Source organism: Psychroflexus sp. S27 (genome assembly GCF_002810405.1).
In the GTDB taxonomy this organism is placed as follows: Bacteria; Bacteroidota; Bacteroidia; order Flavobacteriales; family Flavobacteriaceae; genus Psychroflexus; species Psychroflexus halocasei_A.
Genome location: NZ_NEXQ01000019.1, coordinates 82,511 through 108,376 on the forward strand (window position 1 = coordinate 82,511; position 25,866 = coordinate 108,376).

The 25,866-nt window shown below is 33.6% G+C and carries 25 protein-coding genes; 10 read left to right on the top strand and 15 right to left on the bottom strand.

Translation table 11 applies throughout. The annotated features are described in order from the left end of the window. Window positions 1-25: 25 nt before the first annotated feature. The gene (gene argS / locus CAP47_RS03055; protein WP_100775336.1) at window positions 26-1,801 is read right to left on the bottom strand and encodes an arginine--tRNA ligase; all 1,776 of its coding nucleotides are present in this window, start codon (window positions 1,799-1,801) and stop codon (window positions 26-28) included. 112 nt (window positions 1,802-1,913) lie between these two features. Next, entirely contained in the window at window positions 1,914-3,434 is a 1,521-nt protein-coding gene (locus tag CAP47_RS03060) for a GH3 auxin-responsive promoter family protein (protein ID WP_100775337.1), read from the bottom strand. A gap of 77 nt (window positions 3,435-3,511) precedes the next feature. On the opposite strand from CAP47_RS03060, the gene CAP47_RS03065 reads away from it, so the two are divergent. Then, a complete protein-coding gene (locus CAP47_RS03065; RefSeq protein WP_093240841.1) occupies window positions 3,512-4,306 on the top strand; it encodes a DUF2797 domain-containing protein in 795 nt (264 codons plus the stop codon). A gap of 73 nt (window positions 4,307-4,379) precedes the next feature. Here CAP47_RS03065 and rpsU read toward each other — a convergent pair whose 3' ends face one another. The 3 genes from rpsU to CAP47_RS03080 form a co-directional block, all read right to left on the bottom strand. Continuing rightward, window positions 4,380-4,574, bottom strand: a complete 195-nt coding sequence (gene rpsU, locus CAP47_RS03070) for a 30S ribosomal protein S21 (RefSeq protein ID WP_093240838.1) — start codon at window positions 4,572-4,574, stop codon at window positions 4,380-4,382. 83 nt (window positions 4,575-4,657) lie between these two features. Beyond that, window positions 4,658-7,324, bottom strand: a complete 2,667-nt coding sequence (locus CAP47_RS03075) for an AsmA-like C-terminal region-containing protein (protein ID WP_100775338.1) — start codon at window positions 7,322-7,324, stop codon at window positions 4,658-4,660. A 7-nt stretch (window positions 7,325-7,331) separates the two neighbouring features. Next, window positions 7,332-8,033 (bottom strand): queuosine precursor transporter, encoded by a 702-nt coding sequence (locus CAP47_RS03080; RefSeq protein WP_100775339.1) that lies wholly within the window; start codon window positions 8,031-8,033, stop codon window positions 7,332-7,334. Window positions 8,034-8,137: 104 nt separating this feature from the next. Between CAP47_RS03080 and folK the strand changes: the two genes are divergently transcribed. Continuing rightward, on the top strand, window positions 8,138-9,265 hold the full coding sequence (gene folK, locus CAP47_RS03085) for a 2-amino-4-hydroxy-6-hydroxymethyldihydropteridine diphosphokinase (RefSeq protein WP_100775340.1): 1,128 nt from the start codon (window positions 8,138-8,140) through the stop codon (window positions 9,263-9,265). 10 nt (window positions 9,266-9,275) lie between these two features. Further along, window positions 9,276-10,202, top strand: a complete 927-nt coding sequence (locus CAP47_RS03090; protein ID WP_100775341.1) for a peptidylprolyl isomerase — start codon at window positions 9,276-9,278, stop codon at window positions 10,200-10,202. A 61-nt stretch (window positions 10,203-10,263) separates the two neighbouring features. Here CAP47_RS03090 and CAP47_RS03095 read toward each other — a convergent pair whose 3' ends face one another. The 3 genes from CAP47_RS03095 to CAP47_RS12350 are packed head-to-tail and all read right to left on the bottom strand — an operon-like array spanning window position 10,264 to window position 13,005. Beyond that, window positions 10,264-10,797 (bottom strand): DUF4136 domain-containing protein, encoded by a 534-nt coding sequence (locus CAP47_RS03095; RefSeq protein WP_100775342.1) that lies wholly within the window; start codon window positions 10,795-10,797, stop codon window positions 10,264-10,266. A 12-nt stretch (window positions 10,798-10,809) separates the two neighbouring features. Beyond that, window positions 10,810-12,831, bottom strand: a complete 2,022-nt coding sequence (locus CAP47_RS03100) for a urocanate hydratase (protein ID WP_100775343.1) — start codon at window positions 12,829-12,831, stop codon at window positions 10,810-10,812. 12 nt (window positions 12,832-12,843) lie between these two features. After that, window positions 12,844-13,005 (bottom strand): DUF5522 domain-containing protein, encoded by a 162-nt coding sequence (locus CAP47_RS12350; protein WP_192869935.1) that lies wholly within the window; start codon window positions 13,003-13,005, stop codon window positions 12,844-12,846. Between the two features lie 90 nt (window positions 13,006-13,095). Here CAP47_RS12350 and CAP47_RS03105 point away from each other — a divergent pair, with 90 nt between their 5' ends. The 4 genes from CAP47_RS03105 (at window position 13,096) to CAP47_RS03120 (ending at window position 17,244) form a co-directional block, all read left to right on the top strand. Further along, entirely contained in the window at window positions 13,096-14,013 is a 918-nt protein-coding gene (locus CAP47_RS03105) for a 1-aminocyclopropane-1-carboxylate deaminase/D-cysteine desulfhydrase (protein ID WP_317042685.1), read from the top strand. Next, on the top strand, window positions 14,013-14,852 hold the full coding sequence (locus CAP47_RS03110; protein WP_100775506.1) for a glucosaminidase domain-containing protein: 840 nt from the start codon (window positions 14,013-14,015) through the stop codon (window positions 14,850-14,852). Before CAP47_RS03105 ends, CAP47_RS03110 begins: the two co-directional genes overlap by 1 nt. 7 nt (window positions 14,853-14,859) lie before the next feature. Beyond that, the gene (hemL, locus tag CAP47_RS03115) at window positions 14,860-16,149 is read left to right on the top strand and encodes a glutamate-1-semialdehyde 2,1-aminomutase (RefSeq protein WP_100775345.1); all 1,290 of its coding nucleotides are present in this window, start codon (window positions 14,860-14,862) and stop codon (window positions 16,147-16,149) included. A gap of 150 nt (window positions 16,150-16,299) precedes the next feature. Then, entirely contained in the window at window positions 16,300-17,244 is a 945-nt protein-coding gene (locus CAP47_RS03120; RefSeq protein WP_192869936.1) for a formate/nitrite transporter family protein, read from the top strand. 112 nt (window positions 17,245-17,356) lie between these two features. On the opposite strand, the gene CAP47_RS03125 is transcribed toward CAP47_RS03120, so the two are convergent. The 5 genes from CAP47_RS03125 to CAP47_RS03145 form a co-directional block, all read right to left on the bottom strand. Next, the gene (locus CAP47_RS03125) at window positions 17,357-18,817 is read right to left on the bottom strand and encodes an aminoacyl-histidine dipeptidase (RefSeq protein ID WP_100775346.1); all 1,461 of its coding nucleotides are present in this window, start codon (window positions 18,815-18,817) and stop codon (window positions 17,357-17,359) included. A 61-nt stretch (window positions 18,818-18,878) separates the two neighbouring features. Then, window positions 18,879-19,286, bottom strand: a complete 408-nt coding sequence (locus CAP47_RS03130; RefSeq protein ID WP_093240796.1) for a DUF2752 domain-containing protein — start codon at window positions 19,284-19,286, stop codon at window positions 18,879-18,881. Window positions 19,287-19,289: 3 nt separating this feature from the next. Continuing rightward, window positions 19,290-19,568: a CD225/dispanin family protein gene (locus tag CAP47_RS03135; protein WP_100775347.1), complete on the bottom strand. Its 279-nt coding sequence runs from the start codon at window positions 19,566-19,568 to the stop codon at window positions 19,290-19,292. 6 nt (window positions 19,569-19,574) lie between these two features. Continuing rightward, a complete protein-coding gene (locus tag CAP47_RS03140) occupies window positions 19,575-19,901 on the bottom strand; it encodes a CD225/dispanin family protein (protein ID WP_100775348.1) in 327 nt (108 codons plus the stop codon). A gap of 13 nt (window positions 19,902-19,914) precedes the next feature. Beyond that, complete coding sequence (locus CAP47_RS03145) at window positions 19,915-20,274, bottom strand: DUF805 domain-containing protein (RefSeq protein ID WP_100775508.1); 360 nt, start codon at window positions 20,272-20,274, stop codon at window positions 19,915-19,917. Window positions 20,275-20,399: 125 nt separating this feature from the next. On the opposite strand from CAP47_RS03145, the gene CAP47_RS03150 reads away from it, so the two are divergent. Both CAP47_RS03150 and CAP47_RS03155 read left to right on the top strand, forming a co-directional pair. Further along, window positions 20,400-20,672, top strand: a complete 273-nt coding sequence (locus tag CAP47_RS03150; RefSeq protein ID WP_238140938.1) for a hypothetical protein — start codon at window positions 20,400-20,402, stop codon at window positions 20,670-20,672. A gap of 1 nt (window position 20,673) precedes the next feature. Continuing rightward, window positions 20,674-21,201 carry a Smr/MutS family protein gene (locus tag CAP47_RS03155; RefSeq protein ID WP_100775349.1) on the top strand — a complete coding sequence of 176 codons (528 nt, stop codon included), beginning with the start codon at window positions 20,674-20,676 and terminating at the stop codon, window positions 21,199-21,201. A gap of 36 nt (window positions 21,202-21,237) precedes the next feature. Here CAP47_RS03155 and CAP47_RS03160 read toward each other — a convergent pair whose 3' ends face one another. Next, entirely contained in the window at window positions 21,238-22,176 is a 939-nt protein-coding gene (locus CAP47_RS03160; protein WP_153043480.1) for a hypothetical protein, read from the bottom strand. Between the two features lie 92 nt (window positions 22,177-22,268). Here CAP47_RS03160 and CAP47_RS03165 point away from each other — a divergent pair, with 92 nt between their 5' ends. Next, complete coding sequence (locus CAP47_RS03165; protein WP_100775351.1) at window positions 22,269-23,405, top strand: cysteine desulfurase family protein; 1,137 nt, start codon at window positions 22,269-22,271, stop codon at window positions 23,403-23,405. Here CAP47_RS03165 and CAP47_RS03170 read toward each other — a convergent pair. Continuing rightward, on the bottom strand, window positions 23,402-25,864 hold the full coding sequence (locus CAP47_RS03170) for a TonB-dependent receptor (RefSeq protein ID WP_100775352.1): 2,463 nt from the start codon (window positions 25,862-25,864) through the stop codon (window positions 23,402-23,404). The genes CAP47_RS03165 and CAP47_RS03170 overlap by 4 nt on opposite strands. Between the last annotated feature and the right edge of the window lie 2 nt (window positions 25,865-25,866).

A 25,866-nucleotide genomic window follows, 5' to 3' on the forward strand; every position in this document is an offset into this window, starting at 1 on the left:
TAAAAGTTAATATAAATGAAATAACTTACATACGTTGTGGACTCTCAATTCCTAATAAATTCAAGTTTAAAGCAATTGTTTTTGCAACTTGATCAGCGATTGAAATTCTAAATTGTGTGACATTTTTATCCTCAGTAATAATCGGTGAATTTTGATAAAATGAATTGAATAGCTTCACCAAATCATAAGTATAATTACAAATCAAGGCAGGGTTGAGTTCATCTCCAGCTTGTGATATTGTCGATGGCAGTTTTAATAAATGCTTGATGATGTCTTTTTCTTTAAGGTCTAAAGCATTTTTATAATCAACAACTGAAAAATCAGTGACATTTGCTTTGCGTTTAAGCGACTGAATTCTCGCGTGTGTGTATTGAATAAATGGACCTGTGTTCCCTTGGAAATCGATAGATTCTTTAGGGTCAAAAAGCATATTTTTTCTTGGATCTACTTTTAAAATAAAATATTTCAAAGCGCCTTTACCTATTGCTTGATAAAGCTTCTGTTTTTCTTCTTTTTCTAAATCGTCAATCTTGCCTAATTCTTCAGCAATTTCTTGAGCTGATGTTACCATTTCTTCAATAAGTTGATCAGCATCAACAACAGTTCCTTCACGGCTTTTCATTTTTCCGTCAGGAAGTTCAACCATGCCATAACTCAAATGATATAAATGTTCCGCCCAAGCAAAGCCTAATTTTTTTAGAATTAAAAACAAAACTTTAAAGTGATAATCTTGTTCATTTCCTACGGTATAAACCAAACCGTTAATCTGGAAATCTTTAACTCTTTGTATGGCTGTCCCAATGTCTTGCGTTATGTAAACCGAAGTGCCATCTGCTCTGAGCAATAGTTTCTCGTCGAGTCCGTCTTCAGAGAGATCAACCCAAATACTGCCATCTTCTTTCTTATAGAAAATGCCATCTTTTAGACCTTTTAAAACAAACTCTTTTCCGAGGATATATGTTTCACTTTCGTAGTAGTTTTTATCAAAATCAACACCTAAATCACTGTAGGTTTTCTCAAAACCTTCATAAACCCAGCTGTTCATTTTGTTCCATAAAGCAACTGTTTCTGTATCATTTTTTTCCCACTTTTTAAGAAGTTTTTGCGCTTCTAAAAGCAGTGGTGCTTGTTTTTTTGCTTCTTCTTCAGTGCGGCCTTTTTCTGTAAGTTCTTTAATTTCTTCTTTATACTTCTGATCAAAAATCACGTAGTATTTTCCAACAAAATGGTCACCTTTCATTTCTGTTGATTTAGGTGTTTCACCTTGACCAAATTTTTGCCAAGCCAACATTGATTTACAAATGTGAATTCCTCTATCATTGATAATTTGTGTTTTAAAAACTTCTTTGCCATTGGCTTTCAATATCTCAGAAACTGAGTGACCTAAAAGATTGTTTCTAACGTGTCCTAAATGCAGAGGTTTGTTAGTATTTGGCGAAGAAAACTCAACCATCATTTTGTCAGATTTTTCATCTTTCTGCTGTGTTCCAAAATCTTGTGTTGTGATGATTTCTTCAAGCTGATTAACAAAAAATGAATTTGTAAAGCTGAGGTTTAAAAAACCTTTGATGACGTTAAATGCACAAATTTGCTCAACATCCTTAACCAAATGTTCGCCCAACTCTTCTCCAAGTTTAACGGGATTTGTTTTAACATATCTCAATAATGGAAAAACCACAAGCGTTGTATCACCTTCAAATTCTTTCCGAGTTTGCTGAAATTCAAAACTTTCAACGGTAACTTCATGTTTTTTTTGAAGATAATCTTTTACTGAATTTTCAATGCTATGTGTCATGTCCATAATCTTATCATTTGGCTGACAAAGATAATCTAATTATCTACGCCATTAAAGCCATTGTTTGTTTTCTAAAATGTTTTCGGATTGCTTTTTTTGAAATTTTCAAAAGCAAAAGTTAGAGTTGTTGGTTGATTCTTAAAAGCTCCTCAACGTAGTCGCGTTTATTAGAGAGGCGCGGAATTTTATGTTGTCCGCCGAGTTTATCATTTTGTCTTAACCATTCATGAAAAAGTTGTGGTTTTGCAATATTTAATTGAAGTTTATTAAGCGTCATATTGTTGTAGCGTTTAGCTTCGTAATCACTATTGACTTTTTGTAAATTTAAATCTAACCGATCTCTAAATTCGTCTGGATTTTTCGGTGCTTTTCTAAATTCTATAATCCATTCATGCGCGCCTTTTGTTTTACCATCCATAAAAATTGGCGCAGCTGTAAATTCAACAATTTCAGATTGCGTTTCTTGTATAGTTTGACGGATGGCTTCTTCAGCATTTTCAATAATTAATTCCTCACCAAAAGCGTTTATATGATGTTTTGTTCTGCCTGTGACTCTTATTTTATAAGGGTTAATAGACGTGAACTTGATAGTGTCTCCAATTTTATAACGCCATAAGCCTGCATTTGTCGTGATAACAATTGCATAATTTTGGCCGACTTCAACTTCACTTAAAGGAATGATTTTTTCGTCTGGTGTTCTATAAGTTTTCATCGGAATAAACTCATAGAAAATACCATAATTGAGCATTAATAGTAAATCTTTTGAGTTGTTTAAATCTTGAGCGGCAAAGAAACCTTCAGAAGCATTATAGATTTCGTAATATCTGAAATTATCTTGTTTAATAATGGAGTCATATTGCGTTTTATAAGGTTCAAAACTAACACCCCCATGAAAGTAAACTTCAAGTTCTGGCCAAACTTCACTAATTTTTGTTTTTCCTGTTTTCTCTAAAATATTATTGAGTAAAACCAACATCCAAGACGGAACTCCAGCTAAACTTGTCACGTTTTCTTTCATTGTTTCATTTACAATGGCTTCCATTTTTGTGTCCCAATCATTCATCAACGAAATTTCGTTGCTGGGCGTACTTTTGTAGTTTGCCCAAAATGGCATATTATCAATGAGTAATGCTGATAAATCGCCGTAAGACGTGCCTTTATCTTTATAAATTTCTTTACTACCACCAAGTCGTAAACTTTTACCAGTAAATAGTTTTGCATTCTCATTATTATTTAAATACATGCACAAAATATCTTTCCCGGCGGCATAGTGACACTCTTCTAAAGATTCTTGACTGACAGGAATAAATTTACTTTTAGAACTCGTTGTTCCACTTGATTTTGCAAACATCTTGATAGGCGTCGGCCAAATGATATTATTTTCGCCATTTCTGCTGCGTTCAATCGTATCTTCCAAATCTTCATAATAGGTGAGAGGCACGCGATCTGCAAAATCTTGATAACTATTGATCGATTTAAAGTCGTATTTTCTTCCGATTTCAGTATTTTTTGCAAACTGAATAAGATCAGTCAATAACTCTGTTTGAACTTCGTTTGGATATTTTACAAAAAGTTCCATTTGGTGGATTCTCTTTTTTAAAATCCAAGATGCAATTGAGTTAAAAATGGGAATTGGCATGAATTATTTTATCTTTATAACTTCGATTCTAAAGTAAGAAATCATTCGGAATTACACATTAATTAAATACAAAAAATATGATATATCGCTCTGTTCTCAGAAAAATGAGAACTTCATTAGCAGAGGAAGTCAATTACTTTCTCGATATGGATACAGACATCATTCACATGAATCAGCTTCTCAATCGTGAAATTGCTATTTACTTCGTTAAGTATGAGTGTTTAAACTGTCATAAGGCCAAAAAGATATTTCGCCAAGGCTTTTGTTACGATTGTTTTCAGGCTTCGGCTAAGGTTGGTGACTGGATCATGAAACCTGAGTTGAGTACTGCGCATCTGGATCAAGAAGATCGTGATCTTGACTACGAGAAAAAAGTGCAATTGCAACCACATATTGTTTATTTAGCAAACTCGAGTGACGTTAAAGTTGGTGTCACTAGGAAAACGCAAGTGCCAACACGTTGGATAGATCAAGGTGCGCACGAAGCTATTGAAGTTGTTGAAGTGCCAAACCGATATTTGGCTGGTCTTACCGAAGTTGCTTTAAAAGAGCATGTGGCTGATAAAACGAATTGGCGAACAATGTTGAAAAATGAAATAGAGGATAAAAACTTGGTAGATATTAAGAATCAGTTGAGAGAGTTTATTCCTGATGAAGCTCAAGAATATTTTATAGAAAATAATCAAGAAGTTGAGATTCATTTTCCAGTTTTAAATTATCCTAAAAAGTTGAAAAGTTTAAACTTGAGTAAGAAGGATAATTATAGAGGTAAACTTGTAGGAATAAAAGGTCAGTATTTAATTTTTCAAGATGATACCGTTTTTAATGTCAGAAATAACGAAGGTTTCGTTGTTGATTTAGAGTTACATTAAATCGTAAAATAATAAGAAACAGAAAAAGGCTTCAAGTTAATGAAGCCTTTTTTGTATGTTTAAAAAGCGAACTTTATAAGTTCTCTTTCTCTCTTAAAGACTGAATATATTCCGCTTTCTTCATTTGCTGTCTCTTAGCAACTGAAGGTTTTGTAAATTCTTTTTTGCTACGTAAAGTTTGTAAAACTTTAGTATCACGGAATTTTCTTTTTAATCTTTTTAAAGCGCGTTCTATTTTTTCACCGTCCTTTACTTTAACTACTAGCATATGAAAATATATTAAATCGTTTTTATCATTTTAATGGTTTGCAAATTTAGAAATAATTATCTTACAATAAAGTATTTGCGTGTTTAATTTTCATCTTTTTCTTTATTTTCCTTTTCGTCCTTTTCTTTCTTGCCAAATAAACCTTCTAAGGCTCCTTTTATCTTGTCTTTTGTTTCTTCTTTCTGTTTAGTTTTTACAGAATCTTGTTCGGTTTGCGTACTATCTTTTTTGTTGTTGAGTTTGTCATTCAAGAAATCTTTGATTTTGTCTTCAGCTTTATCTTTCAATTTACCTTTTTGTTCTTCAACGATTTTATTTTTTAAATCATTGATGGCTGTTTTCATGTTGAGGTTAATTTTAGGACTATTGTATTGTCCGCTTAAACTAATTGGTAAATCAATTTTGAAGTCTTTCAGCTCTTGACCGCTTAAATTTGCTAACTGTCCGCCAAGTTTGTCTCCCAAATATTTAGCAGGGATATCCAAGTCTAAATTATAGTTAATACTTTTATCAAAGCCTTGTTCACCCTGAACATTAACCTGAATGTCTTCAATGTTAAAATCAAATGGTTTTGTTTTGATTTTACCATCATTGAATTCCAACATTGCGCTGAGATCTTTCAATTTTTTGTTTCCTAGATTGACATTTTCTAATCGATTAGAAATTCCACTGATTAATTTAGATTGTTCGGTGTGTACCTCAGCATTGAGAACGTCAGCAGCAACTTGACCGGCTAAACTACTGAAGTCTAAGCTTAAATCTTTATTGATTAAACCGCTGAAATCAATTTTTAAATTCATTTGACCCGTTAAAGCTTCAGCAATAGGCGCGACATTTTGAAGTAGATGTAGATCTTTAAAAGTATTTTGGATATCAATTAAATCTAAATCTAATTTGACATCAAACTGAGGTTTGTTTGATTTTGTTGAAACTAATCCATCAAGCATGATATTTCCTCCAAAAATTCGAGCATTTATTTTTTCTAAATTAACTGCTTCATTTCTGATGCTTAAAGCGCCTTTAACATTATCTAAATTAAGATTATCATACTGAACTTTTTTTGCATCAAAGTTTAAAACAATGTCTAAAAAGTCAGGTACTTTAAATGCAGTTTGTCCTTGATTTGTTGTTTTTGGTTGATCAGTTTCTTCTTCTTTTGAAGTCTCATTTTGTTCTTCTTCAGTTTCTTCAACTAAGAAATCACTTACAACAAAATTGTTTGACTGCGCATTGAAGTTTCCTTTTAAAACGCCATCTGAAAATACAAATGCCATTAAATTCTTCAGTTCTCCTTTTGCATTAAGATCACTTTGTCCTGTCTTGATATCTAAGTTTTCGAGCTGTATTTGATTTTTATTAAACCTAATAGCTATTTGACTAAGCTTTAATTCGTGCGGAAAAGCTTCATCAACATAGTTGAAGTTGTCTAGGCTTAAATGCCCGTTGATGTTTAAGTTATTGTAATTTTCTTGACTAACTTGCTCTACATTGGCGCGTCCTGCAAGTTCTGCTTTTAGATGTCCGTTAAGGTCTTGCTCAATATCAACTGGGTAAGCTTGCTTAATATTTGCAAGATTAATATTTCCGTCAACATCAAAATCAACAATCATGTCATTCATCAAGTCTGTGACTTTTAATTGTCCTTTAAAGTAGTCTTGCGCAATATTAAATGCAAATTGTTTGACGTCTATATAAGTGTCTTCAACTTTACCAGAGTCATTAATAATTTCAACATTTACATGAATATTATCAATAGATTTAGGTAAATCAGCGTATTTTACTTTTGCGTTTTCGCTATAACCTTTAATGTTGATTTTCGGAATATTTTCATCATCTACACGACCTTTAATAGAACCGTTTAATTCAAAATCTCCAGAGGTGTCAACACCTTCAAGGTTGCCAGCATATGTCTTTGGTACCAAACCTAAAAAGTTTTTAAAACTTGAAGTTGGCATACTAAAGCTAACATCAATATCTTGGTAGTCATCAAAAATCTGAACATAGCCTTCAAAATTTAAAGGCAACTGATTAATCATCGCTTTATTTTCGAGGAAACTAAACTTCATTTGATCGAAATCTATTTCTAAATCTGCGGCTAAATCAATCGAGTTGTCACTCAAATATTCAACTTCATCAAAAACAAAGGTCACAAGGGAGTTTGTTTGAGTTTCTAAAGTTGTTTTATTGGCTTCAAGGTCACCGCTACCATGGTGATTGAAGTCATTTAATTTCAGGTAAGTTTTAGCAGATTTATCATCGTAAATAATTGTTGAATTATTTATTTTATAAGATTGCAAAGCCAATTGCATTCCACCTGATTCCTCATTGACCTCCTCTTTAGGCTGCTCAGTTGTTTCCTTAGCAATATCGTAATTTGCAGCGCCATCTTCATTCACTTTAATGTTGATTAAAGCGCCATCAAGTGAGAAGTTGTCAATCTTGATTGGATCAGATTTGAAGAGTTGAAGTATACCTAAATTTAAATTAATCTGCTCACTGTTTACCAAAGTGTCACCATCAAAAGGAGCTTTGTTAATAACTTTTAAATCAGTTAATTGAACACTCGCATCAGGGAAGCTTCTGAAAAGACTCAAGTCGAGTTCATTCCAATCAACTGTTGCATTTACATTTTTATTAATGACTTTTTTGATTTCAGATTCAATCTGGTCTTCAAAAATAATCGGCGTTAAAACTAAGGCAGCAACCAAAACGAGAATGATTATACCAAAAATTTTGAGGAATTTTTTCATGATAAATTTACTTTTTTAATATTTCATAATTAAGCTCTTCATGAGCCTTGAGGTTAAATTTTTTTCTAAACAAATAAACACTTAAATATAAGAAAGGCGTGTCAATTGCGGCAATGATTACTTTAAATAAAAATCCGCTAAGCAATAATCCGCCAAATAAAGACCAATCTATTTTGCCAAACAAAGAAAGTAAAAATAAAACAGTTGCGGTATCAACAAATTGCGAAGTGAAAGTTGAAAAATTATTACGCAGCCATAAATGTTTTCCTTTTGTCAGTTTTTTCCAGAAATGATATAAATAAATGTCGATATATTGAGCCAATAAATAGGATGCCATGGAAGCGAAAATAGCGATTCCAGTTGCACCAAAAACTTTGTGGAAAGTGTTGTCACCAACTGGGCTCCATTCCGTTGCTGTTGAGGCATCAGAGACTAAAATAATAAGTAAGGAAAATAATGATGCAAAAATACCAGCAGTCACAACTTGATTAGCTTTGCGTTTACCGTAAATCTCGCTAATTGTATCTGTAATCAAAAATGTAATGGGATAGGGTAAAATACCTACAGAGATCTCAAATGTATATAATCCAAAAAAATCATATTGAAAGAATTTTTGGAAAATTAAATTTGAAGCGACTAATGAGGATATAAAAAGCGCAGCTAGAATTAAGTACACGCGTTCGGCAGAAAGTTTTTGTTTTAGGGTCAAAAGTTTTGATGTTGATGTTTATCTTTGTTCGAAATTTTATAATAATGACAGCTGTTGCAAATTATAAATTTGTTCAGCTTTTTGTACTAAACTTTTCTTAACTTTTGAATAAAAATCGATTAACTTATATTGCTATAGGCAGCAATCAAGGAGATAAACTTGGTTATTTACAAAAAGCAATTTCGGAAACATATACACATATTGGTGATGTTCTTCGCGTTTCAAAAGTTTATGATACGCCAGCATGGGGGTTTGAAGGTGATAACTTTTATAATGCTTGTCTTGAAGTGAGAACACGCTTTTCAGCTGAAGATTTACTTCAGAAACTTCTCTCAATCGAGCTTTCAATGGGACGCAAACGCATTGGCAATTCTTACGCAAGTAGACCTATAGATTTAGATATTGTTTTTTATGAAAACGAAAAGATAGAAACTTCAAGCTTGCAAGTGCCACATCCGCGCTTAGCTGAACGTAAATTTGTGCTTTATCCATTAGCTGATTTGATTCCTGATTTTGAGCACCCAATATTGAAATTAACTATTGAAAATTTAAAGAATTCAACACTTGATGATTCAAAAATCACAATAAGTTCAGATGAATTAAAACCTGAATATAACCAGTTGAAACATTTAAATTTTTTAGCGATTGAAGGAAATATTGGTTCAGGAAAAACAAGTTTGTCAACAATGATTTCTGAAGATTTCAATGCGAAGTTGATTCTTGAACGATTTAAGGACAATGCTTTTTTACCAAAATTTTATGAAGATCAAAAACGCTATGCTTTTTCTTTAGAAATGTCTTTTTTGGCAGATCGACATCAACAAATTTTAGATGATATTTCACAATTTGATTTGTTTAGTGATTTTGTTGTCGCTGATTATGATGTTCATAAATCCTTGATTTTTGCTAAGGTCACTTTAGAAGAAGACGAGTTCAATCTTTATAAGAAGATTTTTAAAGTCATGTACAGCGAAGTTCCAAAACCCGATTTGTATGTGTATTTATACCGCAGCACATCACAACTTTTAGAAAATATTAAAAAAAGAGGTCGCGAATATGAACAAAATATAGCGCCAGATTATTTGGAAAAAATCAACAATGGTTATTTAGATTTTATAAAAAACCAAAGAGATCTAAAAGTCAAACTTATTGATATGGCTGATGTTGATTTCGTCAACAATAGAAATGATTACAATGAAATGATTAAAATAATTAATAAATCAATTGCATAAAATAATAAAGATGAAAGAAGGATTATACGCAAATTTTAAAACTAATAAAGGTGATATTCTTGTTGAGCTCACGTTTGAAAAAACACCTGGAACTGTAGCTAACTTTGTAGGTTTAGCAGAAGGTAAACTTGAAAATGATGCAAAAGGCTCGGGAGAACCTTATTATGATGGACTTAAGTTTCACCGTGTGATTCAAGATTTTATGATACAAGGTGGCGATCCTGCTGGTAACGGAACTGGTGGTCCAGGATATAACTTCGAAGATGAATTTCATGAAGATTTAAAACATAATAGAGGCGGAGTGCTATCAATGGCAAATGCTGGGCCAGGTACAAATGGGAGTCAGTTTTTTATCACACATAACGAAACACCCTGGTTAGATGGGAAACATGCTGTTTTTGGCTATGTAGAAGAAGGTCAAGATGTTGTTGATAAAATTCAGCAAGGAGATAAAATTGAAACACTTGAAATTATCAGAAAAGGTGACGCTGCTGAATCTTTTGATGCAGTAGAGGTGTTTGAAAAATTTAATTCTGCCAAAGCAGAAAGAGAAGCAAAAGCTAAGGCAGCACTTGAAGATAAAGTAAAAGCCTTGATTGATGATAGCTATAAAAAAACAAACTCAGGACTTTACTATAAAGTTTTAAATGAAGGAAAAGGCGATCAATTGAAAGCTGGAGAGTCTGTTAATATTCATTACACAGGAAAATTGAGTACAGGTCAGGTTTTTGATTCTTCAATTGAAAGAAAGCAACCTATCAATTTCGTTTTAGGTCAAGGACAAGTGATCTCAGGTTGGGATGAAGGTCTGCAGTTACTATCAAAAGGCGCAAAAGCTCAGTTTGTCATTCCGCCACATTTGGCATACGGTGAACGTGATATTCCTGGCGTTATTCCTGCCAATTCAATTTTGATTTTTGATGTTGAAGTGGTGTAGTTCTAGTTAGCTTTAAAGCATAAAAAAACCGTCTTCATTAAGTTAAAGACGGTTTTTTGATTTACTTCTTATCCTCTTCTTGAGGAGGGTATTGAGCGATGATTTCATGAACAATTTCACTAATTCGCTCAGTTTTCTTATCTGAATCGGTTTCTAAATAACCTTTTCCTATTCCTTGCCAAATCAATTGATTGGTTTCTCGATCAATCACATCGATGTAAAGCGTGCCTTCTGTATTACTTGTAACAGTACTTTGTTGTCCGTAATAATAAGGACTCCAACCCCAAGTGTAACCATAATTATTTTGGTAAACATTAATTTCTTCACGTGATTCTGTAAAGAAGCTGATTAAAAAATCAGGATTTTCCGATTTTGTAAAACCTTTAGCTTTAAGCTCTAAATCAATAGCACGTAAAACTCTTTTTTTGTCAAGATCTGAAATCTTGGCTTCATCAATACCAGGCTTGTAAAATGCAAAAGTATTGTATTTATCAAAGTCAGCTTCTTTATCGTAATCTGTCGCGACTTTCACACTGCTACATGAAGTAATCATTGCAATAAAAATGAATAAGCTGAGTAGTTTTAAGACTTTCATAATTTAAGATTTTTAAGGATTAATAATGTTGTCGTCAACAAAATTAGGAAGTGTTACTTTTAATAAAGGCTCTGTTTCCATGGCACGTTTGATTGTGTCAACAGCACCTTGATTTCTTGCCCAACTACGTCTTGAAATGCCGTTGTTAACATCCCAATGCAACATAGATTTCAACTTTGTTTCTGATGCTTTAGTACCATCAAGTATCATACCAAAACCACCATTAATCACTTCGCCCCAACCGACACCACCGCCGTTGTGAATACTCACCCAAGTTGCACCTCTAAAGCTATCACCAATCACATTTTGTATAGCCATATCAGCTGTGAACTGGCTACCATCATAAATGTTGGATGTTTCACGATAAGGTGAATCTGTTCCAGAAACATCATGGTGGTCGCGACCAAGAATAACTTGACCGATTTCTCCTTTCTCGATGGCTTTATTAAAAGCTTCGGCAATTTTCATTCGACCTTCAGCATCAGCATATAAAATTCTGGCTTGCGAACCAACAACCAAATTATTGTCCATAGCTCTTTTGATCCAAGTGATATTATCTTGCATTTGTTGTTTTATGTCATCACCAGCTTTGCTTTTCAACTCTTCTAAAACTTGTGTTGCAATGTCATCTGTTTTCTGTAAATCTTCAGTTTTTCCAGAAGCACAAACCCAACGAAATGGACCAAAGCCATAATCGAAACACATTGGTCCCATAATGTCTTGTACATAGCTTGGATAGGCAAAAGGTGCATCATTTTTATCTAGCTTATCCTGGCTGACCATATTTCCGTTTGCGTCTTTATAAATTTTTGCGCCAGCACGTGAAGCTTCTAATAAGAAAGCATTTCCGTAATCAAAGAAATAAGTTCCTTTTGCAGTATGCTTATTAATTGCAGCTGTTTGTCTTCTTAAACTTTCCTGTACTTTTTCTTTAAATTGATCCGGATTCTGAGCCATTAATTCATTGGCTTTTTCATAACTCAAGCCTGCAGGATAATAACCGCCAGCCCAAGGATTATGTAGTGAAGTTTGATCACTTCCTAAATCGATGGAGACATTCGCTTCATCAAAAGCTTCCCAAACGTCAACAATATTACCTTGATAAGCAATAGAAACAACTTCACCGTTTTCTTTAGCTTCTTTGACGCGTTTAACAAGTTTATCAGTATCCTCAATCACTTCATCAACCCAGTTCTGTTCGTGACGAACTTTTGTTGCTTTCGGATTGACTTCAGCACAGACGGTGACGCAACCAGCAATATTTCCTGCTTTTGGTTGTGCGCCACTCATTCCGCCAAGTCCAGCGGTGACAAACAAACCACCTTTTGGTGATTTATTAATTTTTCTAAATCCGTTTAAAACAGTAATTGTTGTGCCGTGAACAATGCCTTGTGGCCCAATGTACATATAACTTCCGGCTGTCATTTGTCCATATTGAGAAACGCCAAGCGCATTGAATTTTTCCCAATGATCAGGTTTTGAGTAATTAGGAATCACCATTCCGTTAGTGACAACCACACGTGGTGCTAATTCACTTGATGGGAATAATCCCATTGGATGACCAGAATACATGGCTAAAGTTTGCTCGTTAGTCATTTCAGCCAAATATTTCAAAGTTAAGCGATATTGAGCCCAGTTTTGAAAAACAGCACCATTTCCGCCATAAGTAATGAGTTCATCTGGATGTTGAGCAACTGCGTGATCCAAGTTATTTTGTATCATCAGCATAATTGCTTTTGCTTGTATGCTTTTTCCAGGATATTCATCAATTGGTCGTGCATAAATTTTATGTTTTGGTTTGAGCCTGTACATATAAATTCGACCGTATTCCTCAAGTTCTTCTTTAAATTCTTCTGCTAAAACTTTATGATGCTGAGGTTCAAAATAACGCAAAGCATTTTTTAAAGCGAGTTTTTCATCTTCAGCAGAAAGTATCTTTTTACGCTTTGGCGCGTGATTGATTTTGTTATTTAAAGCTTGTTTTTCAGGAAGTTGATGTGGAATTCCTTCTAAAATTTCTTCAGAAAATGTCATATTGTTCAATTGTTATTGTGTGTTTTTATCAAATCCATAAGGACAATGTCTGCAACCGCTTTTACAACAATAGCCGCGTTTAAGGTGATATTGTTCAGTGAAACAGCGATAGCCTTCAGGCGTTAAATAATAATCGCCTTCTTCAAGTGGAATTCTTTTTTTAAAAAAGCTCATAGACAAATTTACAAATTCAAATGTTTATTTAGATTTTGCTTGTAATTTTGTAGCGAAATAAAAGATTTTTTAATCCTAAACTTCATCAGTATCGCAAATTTCTTTAAAAATACACCAATTTCTGAAAATCAACGAATTGATAAGTTGAATAATGTTGAAATTTATTTGAAGCGTGAAGATCAGATTCATCCAGAAGTTTCTGGGAATAAGTTCCGAAAACTAAAATATAATTTACTTGATGTTCATGAAAATCAGACTGTGTTGACTTTTGGAGGCGCTTTTTCAAATCACATTCTTGCAACTGCAAAAGCCTGTGAAATGTTAAACTTAAATTGTATAGGTGTGATTCGTGGTGATGAATTGGGAGTCGATTTAGTAAAAACTTTGTATCAAAATAAAACTTTAAGAACTGCACATGAGGCTGGAATGCAACTTTATTTCGTATCACGACAGGATTATCGGTTGAAGGAACAAATGGATTTAGTTCAAAGACTATCAAATCGTTCAGATTTGTGTATAATTCCTGAAGGCGGAACTAATGAAAAAGCAATTTTGGGTTGTCAGGAAATTCTTACAGAAGAAGATAAACAGTTTGAATACATCGCCTGTGCTTTAGGAACTTCAGGTACATTTGTTGGTTTATTAAAATCATCAGAATCTCACCAACATTTATTGGGCTTTCCTGCTTTAAAAGGTGATTTTTTTAAAAATGAAATTCAAAAATATACGCAACGTCAAAATTACACGTTAGAAGCACAGTATCATTTTGGAGGTTATGCAAAGTATAATAAGGATTTAATAGATTTTATAAATCGGTTTAAACAAAAGTATCATGTGCAACTCGACCCAATTTATACGGGGAAAATGATATACGGTTTATACGATATGATTGAGAAAAATCAATTTCAAAAAAATACTCGTATTTTAGCGATTCATACTGGCGGTTTACAAGGAATTTATGGGTTTAATGCTAAATTGCGTTCAAAAACTAACTATGAAATAATATGATGAAAAGAACTCTATTACTCAGTTTATTGGTCATTGCATTTGCGCTTCACTCTTGTGGAGCCAAAAAAAATGCTTCTAAAAAATCAGGAGAAAGACCACAGCCTAAAGAAACTGTTCAAAAACAAGTACCACATCCCGTGTCTGAGAAGGATTATGATGATCCAAAACTCAAGGAAGAAACCAAAGTTGTCGAAGTGCCTACTCTGTCTGCTGTTGAGCAATATATTTATAATTTTGCAGGAATTGCACAAGAAGAGATGAGACTTTACGGTATTCCAGCGAGTATCACCTTAGCACAAGGTATTTTGGAGTCAGGGAGTGGAAAAGGTGATTTAACACGAAGAAGTAATAATCATTTTGGGATCAAATGTAATGGATGGCAAGGAGAAAAGGTTTACCATGATGATGATACAGCACAGGAGTGTTTCAGAAAATACATCGATCCAAAATATTCATTTAGAGATCACTCATTATTTTTATATGAACGCTCGCGATATGCGTTTTTATTTGATTATGAAAGAGAAGATTATAAATCTTGGGCTAAAGGCTTAAAACGTGCAGGGTATGCAACAGATCCTCGTTATCCTCAGAAGTTAATCAGTTTGATTGAACGTTATGATTTGCATAATTATGACCTTCAAGTTATTGGTAAATCCGAAGGGAAAGATTTACCAAGACCAAGAAAAATTACACATGATAAAAATGTACATCATGTTAGAAGTGGTGATACATTATATGGTATTGCTGAAAAATATCATTTATCAGTTGAAAGAATAAAAAAATTAAATAATTTGAAATCAAACCATCTTTCAATTGGTCAAATTTTAAAATTAAAATAAAGTAGATATGATTTACAAAAGAAGTAGTGCTTTGTTTGATGAAGCAAAAAAATATATTCCAGGTGGAGTCAATTCTCCAGTGCGTGCATTTAATGCTGTCGGTGGCGACCCGATTTATATCAAAAAAGCTGAAGGTGCTTACTTGTATGATGAAGACGGGAACAAACTTATTGATTACATCGCTTCTTGGGGGCCGATGATTTTGGGTCATGCTTTTCAACCTGTCGTTGATGCAGTTATTGAAAAAACTAAAAAAGGAACCTCTTTTGGAACGCCAACTGAAATTGAAACTGAAATAGCTAAATTAGCTGTTGAAATGGTGCCAAATATTGATAAAATTCGTTTTGTTAATTCAGGAACTGAGGCTTGTATGAGCGCTGTAAGATTGGCAAGAGGTTATACAAATCGTGAGAAAATTATCAAATTTGCAGGTTGTTACCACGGACATAGCGATTCGTTTTTAATTCAGGCAGGAAGTGGCGCTGTCACTTTTGGATCGCCAAACTCTCCTGGTGTGACAAAAGGGACTGCTCAAGATACACTTTTGGCAAACTATAATGATCTTGAAAGTGTAGAGAAATTGATTGATGGAAATCCGAAACAAATAGCTTGTATTATTCTTGAGCCAATCGCTGGAAATATGGGATGCATCTCGCCAACAAAAGAATTTATTGAAGGCTTGAGAGAACTCTGTGATGACAATGATATTCTGTTGATTTTTGACGAGGTGATGACAGGTTTTAGACTTGGAAAAGGTGGAGCTCAAGAATATTTAGGAATTAAAGCTGATATTGTCACTTTTGGTAAAGTGATTGGTGGAGGTTTACCCGTTGGCGCTTTTGCAGCATCGTCTCAAATTATGAATTATTTGGCGCCAGAAGGACCAGTTTACCAGGCAGGAACATTAAGTGGAAATCCATTAGCAATGTCTGCTGGTCTTGCGATGCTAAAAGAATTAAATGCAAATCCAAAGATTTATAAAGAATTAGCTGAGAAAACAGAATATTTACATAAAGGTTTTCAGAAAGTCATTAATGATAGCGGTTTGACAGCTCAAGTTAATCGTGAAGGATCTATGATTTCAGTTCATTTCTGTGAAAACAAAGTCAATGATTTTGAATCTGCTGCAGAAGGGAACAACGAAACTTTTAAGAAATATTTCCATGGTATGTTGAATAGAGGTGTTTATTTGCCACCAAGTGCTTTTGAAAGTTATTTCTTAAATAATGAATTATCTTATGAAGATTTAGATGTGACAATCCAAGCTTTTGCTGATTTAGCACCTGAATTAAAATAATAAACAGACAATAATTATTTGAAAAAGCTCCAGTTTATATAAATTGGAGCTTTTTCTGTTTTTATTAAGGTTCTACTATTTATTTAAAATAAATTTAATTGCTATTTTACATGATTAAAGAATATAAATACATCGATATAAGAGCGAAACATGGATGAAGAAAAAGATAATATTAATAAAAGAGAAGGCCAAAAAGTTAGAGGAAGCAAGCAAAATGAAGAAGATGAAAAGGAGAGAATAAGAGAGATTGAAAAAGAAGAGAATCAGGAAAAACATCAAAAAGACTTAGAAGAAAAATCTAAAAGAGTATCTGATGATAAAGGCTATTCTGATATTTTAAGTCGTGTTATTAATGAAGGCGAGAAAATATTTAATTTAAATAAAGTTACGGTATTACTAAGCTCCACGATTGCAGGATTAGAAATAGGTTTTAGTTACTTACTTATTTGCGCTTTGTTTTATTTATTAAATGGAAGTATAGACGAACAGATTATTTATAAGCTTTTTGGTCTTGCTTATCCATTAGGTTTTATTTTGGTAATTTTGGGTAAATCAGCATTATTTACTGAGCAAACTTCAGTATTGGCATTACCAGTTCTCAATGGTCAGCGCAGCATTTGGGAAATGCTTAAAGTTTGGGGAATCGTAATTTCTGGAAATCTAATTGGCGGAATTTTATTCGTCTTTTTTATAGGTTCAACGGCTGCTGAATTGAATTTATTTGATCAAAAAACCATAGCAGATATTGGGATTCACGTGATAGACCAAAAGTATTGGGTGATTTTTTTAAGTGCTGTTTCTGCAGGTTGGCTCATGGGATTGTTAACTTGGCTTTTAAATACAACCGATGAGATTTTAACGCGTATTGTATTAATTTTCCTAATTACAGGAACTATAGGTTTTGTAGGTTTGCACCACAGTATAGTTGGAAATTTGGAAGCTTTTGGTGCTTTGCTATATTCTGATTCAATAGACTTAATGAATTATTTATCATTTCTCATCTTGGCACTTTTAGGTAATGGTGTAGGTGGTGCAATTGTTGTCGGGTTATTCAAGTACAGAATCTTTGAAACTAATGAAAAGCAAGGAAGTTAAGTTTATTAAATATTCTTCATTCTTTAAATAAGAAACAGAATTAATTAAAACAAAAAGCTCCAATCTTATATAAAATTGGAGCTTTTTTGATTGTTTTAAAAACTATAAATATTTATTTCTTAGGAATATTTTTTAAAACTTCAAGTGTTAAATCCCAGAATTTTTGAGTGCTCGAAATGCTAGCGCGTTCATCTGGTGAGTGCGCGCCTCGAATTGTAGGACCAAAAGAAATCATGTCCATCTCAGGATAGTGGCTTCCAATAATTCCACATTCTAAACCTGCATGGCAAGCAGCAACATCTGCTTTTTCACCGTTTTGTTTTTGATAAATTTTATCTAAAACAGTTAATATTTCAGAATCTGGATTTGGCGACCAACCAGGGTAATCTCCTGTCAACTCAACTTGAAATCCAGCTAAATCAAATCCACTTTTTAGTGAGTTTGCCAAATCATTTTTTGTGCTATCAACTGAAGAGCGCGTTAAGCAGTGAATTTCTATTTTTCCTTCTTCAACAGATACTCTTGCAATATTGTTTGATGTTTCTACCAAACCTTCAACGTCAGGACTCATTCTGTATACACCATTATGAGCTGCGTAAATTGATTTCACAAGTAAATCTTGAACATCAATACTCATCACTTTTGATGGCGTCTCAACTTCTTCCAATTGAATCTGAAGATTTGGTTCTAGACTTTTATATTCAGTTTTAATCTCGTTTGCTATATTTTCAAAATCCTTTTTAAATGCATCAAGTTTTGATTTATTAACACTCACAACAGAAACACTTTCTCTTGGGATCGCATTGCGTAAACCGCCACCATGAATTTCATGGATTCTCATCTGTTGTTTTTCGTGAGCTTGGAAAAGAACTCTGTTCTGAAATTTATTAGCGTTTCCTAGACCTTTGATGATATCCATTCCTGAATGACCACCATTTAAACCATTAACTGTAATTTTCATACCAACAGAATCTTCTGGTGTTGATTCTTCAATATAAAAACGCGTTGCTGAAATATCAACGCCACCAGCACAACCAATGCCTATTTCATCATCTTCTTCAGTGTCAAGATTTAAAAGAATATCACCTTTTAATATTGTACTGTCAAGGTTTTTAGCACCAGTCATTCCTGTTTCTTCATCAATCGTAAACAAGGCTTCGATAGTTGGGTGCTCAATGCTATCACTTTCAAGAATAGCCATCATTGTGGCAACACCTAAACCATTATCAGCGCCAAGTGTTGTGCCTTTTGCACGTACCCAATCACCATCGACATACATGTCAATACCTTGTGTATCAAAATCGAAATCAGTGTCATTATTTTTTTGGTGAACCATGTCGAGGTGAGACTGAAGAACAATCGTTTTTCTGTCTTCTAAACCTTTCGTTGCTGGTTTTTTAATGATAACATTTCCTTCATTATCTTTTAAAGTTTCAAGATTTAAGCTCTTTCCAAAATCTAACATAAACTGAATCACACGTTCTTCTTTTTTAGAAGGACGAGGGACAGCATTTAGTTTTGCGAAATTTGACCAAATTTGCTTCGGCTCCAACTCTTTTATTTCTTTGCTCATCGTCTAAATTTTTATTTGCGAAAATAAGAATTCTAAAACTCTTTCAGATGAGTTTTAAGATTTAAGGTGCCAAAAAAGTAAAGGGTTCAAAAGGAATATTACGACCAATCCAATAAAAAATTATTGTAAAAAATAAAATCATGGGTGTGGCTTTATGGTAAAGAAGATTTTTAGTTTTTTGAGGATAATAATGCTTTCTGAGCATGATAAATCCGTTGTAGGTCAAAACTAGTATTGCTAAAACGATAAGAATGTTATGCTGTAATCCACTGATGATGTTTCCATTAAGAACATCATGGATTGCGCGCTGCGTTCCACAGCCAGGGCAATGTAAACCAGTGAAATAATGGAAAGGACATTGCGGAAAAAAACTAAATTGAGTTGGATTAAAATTCAAATACAGGCTTGAAGCTGCAATAGCAATGAAGCCCAAACCTGTATAAGTGAATATTTTTAGATTTTTGCTCATGATTTAAATATCGTCAGGAACAAAGGCTAAGAAAAATCCTATACCATATATCGCAAAGATAAATAAATAGCCAATAGCTGCGACTGCTAATGAAACGATCCACCAAGTTTTAGCATTTTTAGAAGCTCTTTCGGCGCCAATATAATCACCAGCTATAAATTTTGAGTTGACTTGGCTAGCGTAAACAATACTAACAATGCCTAAGGGTTGGCAGCATAGTAATGTTGAAATAATAGCCATCGCTAAATGGTTATTGGGTGGAGTTGTGGGTTTTTCTTGCATAATTTCTTATTGTAAGCTTTGCTGTCTTTCCATTTCTCTTTGAAACTCTTCCATAAAGGCATCACCAGCAAAAGCAAAAAAGAAGACTGCATAACCAATAACTGCTATAAAACTTAGGACTATCGCGACGATCCACCAAGTTTTCGCATTTTTAGAAGCTTTTTGTGCACCTGCATAATCGCCTGCTTGAAATTTTGAGTTGACCTGACTTGCATACACGATACTGACGATTCCTAATGGATTACAACATAAAATGGTTGAAATAATAGACATCGCTAAGTGATTGCTTGGCGGTGTTTGCATTTCTTGGTTTTCTACATTTAAATTTTCCATGATTTGATAAGATTTATAAATTAGGGTTAATATTTTTTGGGTTAGGTCCGTAAGTGTTTGAATCAGATTCACTGTCTTGAAGAAGTAAAATCAAAACCCAAATTGTCCCGATGAGAGGAACGAAGGCAGCAAGAATCCAAAGTCCGTTGCGACCTGTGTCTTGAATTCTTCTTACTGCAACAGCTATCGAAGGAATGATAAGAGCAATCACATAAATTGAACTTATAATTGTCATCCCAAAAAGCCAATAATCAATTGTGCTAATTAAAAATGAAATGAGAAAATTCATGAAAACGAACATCCAATATTCTTTACGTCTTGTTCGTCCAGAAAAGTCTGCATACTGACGCAAAACTTTGAGATACCATTCCATTTTTATCTTAAATTTTAGATTATTTAAAATTAACATAATTTTTAGTTATTCAAAATCTATCACATTTATTTTTTTTAAGAAGTTTTATGTGTTTTGATTTTTAACTTTGCAAACAAATTGGCAAAATGATTAACACAAAAAGACAAACGATAAATGCTGTTCTCATCATTATAGGTGCGGGCTTACTTATTTATGATTTGGTATCCGTAGATGATATCGTTTATATAAAAATAGCAGGATTAGTAATTTTAATGATAGGTCTATACAATTCTACAAAACAATGGGCGTCAGATAATCCGAAAAATAAGGATGAAAATGAAGAAAATATTACAAAAAATCATCTTGATGAAGACTATAGCGTAGAAGACATATCTGATGAAGATTCAAAATTAAATTAATATGAAAGTCGGAGATAATGTTGAGTTAATTGATGATGCAATGGTGGCCGAAATCATTCAAATAAAAGAAGATTCTTATGTGATTGAAAGCGAGGATGGCTTTCAGATGGAAGTATCTAAAAATGAAGTTGTCCCTATGTTAAATCATCTTGATGTTGATTTCAATAAAGCTGATGTCAAACAAAAAATCATTGACGATTTATCTCCAAAAAAGAAAAAATCCAAAAAAGTATTGCGTGAAGTTCCTGTGATTGAAGTGGATTTGCATATTCATAATTTAACAGATTCAACGCGACACATGTCTAATTATGAAATGCTTAATATTCAGCTTAATGAAGCTCAGCGGAGGATTGATTCTGCAATAAAGCATCGTCATAAAAAAATTGTTTTTATTCATGGTGTCGGTCAAGGCGTTCTGAAAGCTGAATTAGAAACATTGTTTAGGCGTTATGATCGAATTACTTATTATGACGCAGATTATAAAACTTATGGCGTTGGAGCAACAGAAATCTATATTTACGACAATTAAATTCTAAACATTGAAATTATACTTTTAAATAGATTTTTACTCTGGATTTGCTAAATCCTCCTCAACTGTTATTTCTATTTTTCCCAAATTTAATGTTGAAAGTGTGACAGTTTCATCACTGTTAGTATTTTTTAAAGTCACATCATTAATCACGATTTGAACTCTAAATTTTCTTGTCACCACATTTGGTTTATACTGATCAATGACTAAACTTTCAGTGATATTAGGGTTGAGGTAATTTGGTACACCTTCAGCATTTGTATCATCAGCCGGATTCAAAATTGGTTCTGGGTTTCCGCTATCAAACGCGTTGATATCTTCATATCGCGTGATGACGCCATCATTGTCATCATCTTCATCTAGATAATTTGGGATACCGTCTCCATCAAAATCAGGATAAACATTTGGATTGTCTTCATTGATAATTTCAACTTCAGTCAAAACATTATCATTGTCATCATCAACATCTAAAAAGTTAGGAATCCCATCTCCATCAGTGTCATCGTCAAAAAGGTCTCCGTTGTTATTGACATCTTCAAGTTCTTTAGGAACGCCATCATTATCATCTTGCTCATAAACGACTAAAGCGATTCTTGCAAATCCGCCAGAAGTACTTTCAAACTCTTCAATAACTTGAGGAACACTTGGGGGAACATTTTGACAGAAATAATCATTGGAATTTGTAGCAGACGATAAACGTCGATAATTAATTTTATTAGAAGAATTTATTTCTATAATTAAATCTTCGGGTGCATCAAACCCAGGGTAAGATAATTCAAAGTCAGCACTTGTAAATTTGAATGAAACCGCTTCAGCAGTCTCTTGGTCAACATAATGCAACACATATTCATTGTTATCCTGACAAATATTAAGCGGTGTTTCTTCTGAAAAATTAAAATTTGTATAAATGATATCACCATCATCACATGACATTAAAACCAAACACATCAAAACCAATACCTTTACCTTCTTCATGACAATTTTTTTCAAAAATATGATATCTATCTTATATAAAATAAGCCTCTTCTCTATATTTTAAAGTATTTTTGCACAAAATTATTATCCAAATGAAGAAAGTATATTTTGATAACGCAGCGACAACACCAATGCGTGAAGATGTCATTAATCATATGGTTGAATTAATGCAAGATAATTTTGGTAATCCTTCATCAACACACGCAGTTGGCCGAAAAGCTAAAGCGATGATGGAGTTGAGCCGAAAGAAAATTGCCAAACATCTTGGTGTTAAGTCAAGTGAAATCATTTTTACTTCTGGCGGAACTGAAGCTGATAACATTATTATCCTTGGCGCTGTCAAAGATTTAGGCGTTAAAAGAATTATTACTTCAAAAATTGAACATCATGCAGTGATTAACTCATCTGAATTTATTTCAGAAAAAAGTGGAGTTAAACTTGATTACGTCAGCTTGACCAAAGAAGGTTTAATTGATTATACACATCTTGAGCAACTATTAGCTGAATCTGATGAAAAAACATTGGTGTCTTTAATGCATATCAATAATGAACTAGGTCATATTACAGATATTAAATATGTTGGCGAATTATGTCAAAAATACAATGCACTATTTCATAGCGATACTGTCCAAAGTTTAGGTTTTTATCCTGTTGATTTTACCGACGTTGCTGTTGATTTCATTACAGCAAGTGCCCATAAATTTTATGGACCTAAAGGAATTGGTTTTGCAGTGATTAAAAATCAACCAAAAATTAAACCCTTAATTTATGGCGGTTCCCAAGAAAGAGGACGTCGTGCTGGTACCGAAAATACTTTTGGTGTTGGCGGGATGGAAAAAGCACTGACTTTGGCTTATGAGAACATGGATAAAGAACATGCACATGTCAAAATGCTAAAAACATATTGCATTGATCTTTTGAAAGAAACTTTTCCGAAAGTTAGAATTAATGGTTTATCTGGTGATTTTGAAAAAAGCTCACACAAGGTTGTCAATTTTACTTTACCACATCCAAATTTCCAATCGGATATGTTGATTTTACAACTCGATATGCATGGCATTTCTTGCTCAAAAGGAAGTGCTTGCCAAAGTGGAAGTCAGATAGGTTCTTTCGTTTTAAATGAAATTTACGGAGAAAATCAGCACGGCCTTCGTGTTTCTTTCTCAATTAATAACACAAAAGAAGAAGTGGCTTATTTTGTTAAAACATTAAAACAAATTTTAGACTAAAAACGCGTTGAAAGTTTAACGTTAAAGACACGCGGGCTCAAGTAATTTGGGACCGCGTATTGATTTTTAGAATTTGCATCTCTCACAAATGTGTTTGTGATGGAGTTCAGTCTGTCAAACATATTGAAAATTTCAAAACCAATATCAACTTTCTCAAAAACATCCAGCCATTTTGCTTTGTTTAAATTCTCTTCTGGTTCTTTTAAAGCAAAGAAAAATCCGACATCTACACGTTGGTAATCAGGCAAACGTGTTTGATAATTATAAGGGTCAGCGAATTTAGGTGAGCCACCAGGCAAACCTGTGTTGTAAACCAAATTCAAATAAAGTTTAAGCTTGGGAATATTTGGGACGTAATCCTGAAAAAGAGCAGCAAACTTTAAACGTTGATCCATCGGCCGTGCAATATATTCACTTTTACCGTTTTGCTTTTCTTCTGTTTTAAGATAGCTAAAACTAAACCAGCTTTCTGTCCCAGGAACAAACTCACCATTCAATCTTAAATCCAATCCGTAGGCATAAGCTTCAACATCGTTTCTAGCTCTATATCTGATTCTGACGTTTTCAACAGTGTACGGATTCACGTCCGTCATTTTTTTATAATAAGCTTCAGACACAAGTTTAAAAGGTCTGTCCCACATTTTAAAACTGAAATCATTTCCAGCAACAATGTGTACGGATTCTTGAGCCTTAACTTCTGGTAAAACTTGCCCAGTTGAATCTCTTAAAGCTCGATAAAAAGGAGGTTGATGGTACAAACCGCCAGATAATCTAAAAACCATATCTTTTTTCCAATTTGGTTTTAAACTTACCTGAGCTCTTGGGCTGATAATATGTTGGGTTTTACTATTGATCTGATCACCTTTCACTGACCACACTTGGCTTCTTACACCAGCATTGAACCACATTTTAGCTTTGTCAAAGTTTTTTTGGTAACTCCATTGCGCATAAGCTGATATGCGATCGATTTGCGTATTGTTTTTTGCACGAATATCGAAATAAGGAACAATATCTTCCTCGTAAGGATTATAAGGTTCATCATTTGCAAAGTTTGGATCTAAAGGTCTGATGAAAAAACCAGCTGAATCGATCATTTCATATTCTTGTAATCGATCTCTGATATCTTCATGCTTGTAAGCTGCACCATATTCAATGAGATGGTCATCAACTTTAATTTTCCCTTCATGATTGAAGTTAACGATTAATGCATCAAGTTTGTTTCTCGCATGTTTGTATTGTGCGCCTGCGCCTTCTGTAAATTCAACGTCACCAAAATCATTATCGCCGAAACCTGAATTCACAGCGCCGAGTCTGTAATTTGCAATAATGTCATAATATTCTTGTTCTTTTGTGTGGTAAATTGATGAGGTAAGCTTTGCAGAATAATTATCATTGACTTTATATGAAGCAGATAAAGCACCGAAATAAGTTTCATACTTATCTTGTTCTTCACCTTGATAACCTATGATTAAAGCTTTAGGATCTTGAAGTGTCCCGAAGTTTGTTTGCTTTGAATAGGGTTTATATTCATAAGTGTTGATGGCAATATTTCCTAAAAAACTCAATTCAAACTTTTTGTTAAATTGGTAAGTTAAATAGGTTTGTGCATCGACAAATCTAGGTTCAAAATCAGCATCAGTTTGTTTAGCGTTTACGAACAGACTGTTATCGCGATACCGTAATCCTAGAATTCCTGTTAATTTTTTATTTTTAGAAATACCTTCTACTGAAGCACTTCCACCTAATAAGCTCGCTTCAAAACTTCCACCAAAATCAACTGGTCTTCTGTATTCAATATCAAGAACAGAAGAAAGTTTATCGCCATATTTTGCTTGAAAACCACCAGCCGAAAAATTGACATTTCTGACTAAATCAGTATTTACAAAGCTCAAGCCTTCTTGTTGTCCACTTCTAACTAAAAAAGGTCTATAAACTTCAATACCATTGACGTAAACTAAATTTTCATCGTAATTTCCGCCACGTACGGCATATTGTGTACTTAATTCGTTATTGGAATTAACGCCTGGCAGAGATTTTAAAATATTTTCAACACCAGGATTTGCACCAGGAATACGTCTGACAGTTTCAGGTTTTAAAACAGTGACGCCTTCTACACGTGAGCGACCTTCTTGAGTAATCACAACTTCACCTATTTGCTCAATATCAGTTTTTAAGACAAAGTTGATTTCTCTTGATTCGCCAGCTTCTAAAGTAATTTTAAGTTGAATGGGTTTAAAACCAACATGTGAGACTCGTATTGTGATTTGTCGATTGGCTGGAACTTCAAGTTCATAAAAACCATTTTGATTAGTGCTTGTGCCTTCACTGCCAAAAGAAATATTTGCTGAAGGTATTATGAGTTGATTATCGTCAAAAACGAGTCCTTTAATTTCTGCATTTTGAGCAGATAATAAGCTGTAAAAACAACAAAATAGTAAACTAAGGTAAAGTGATTTCAAGA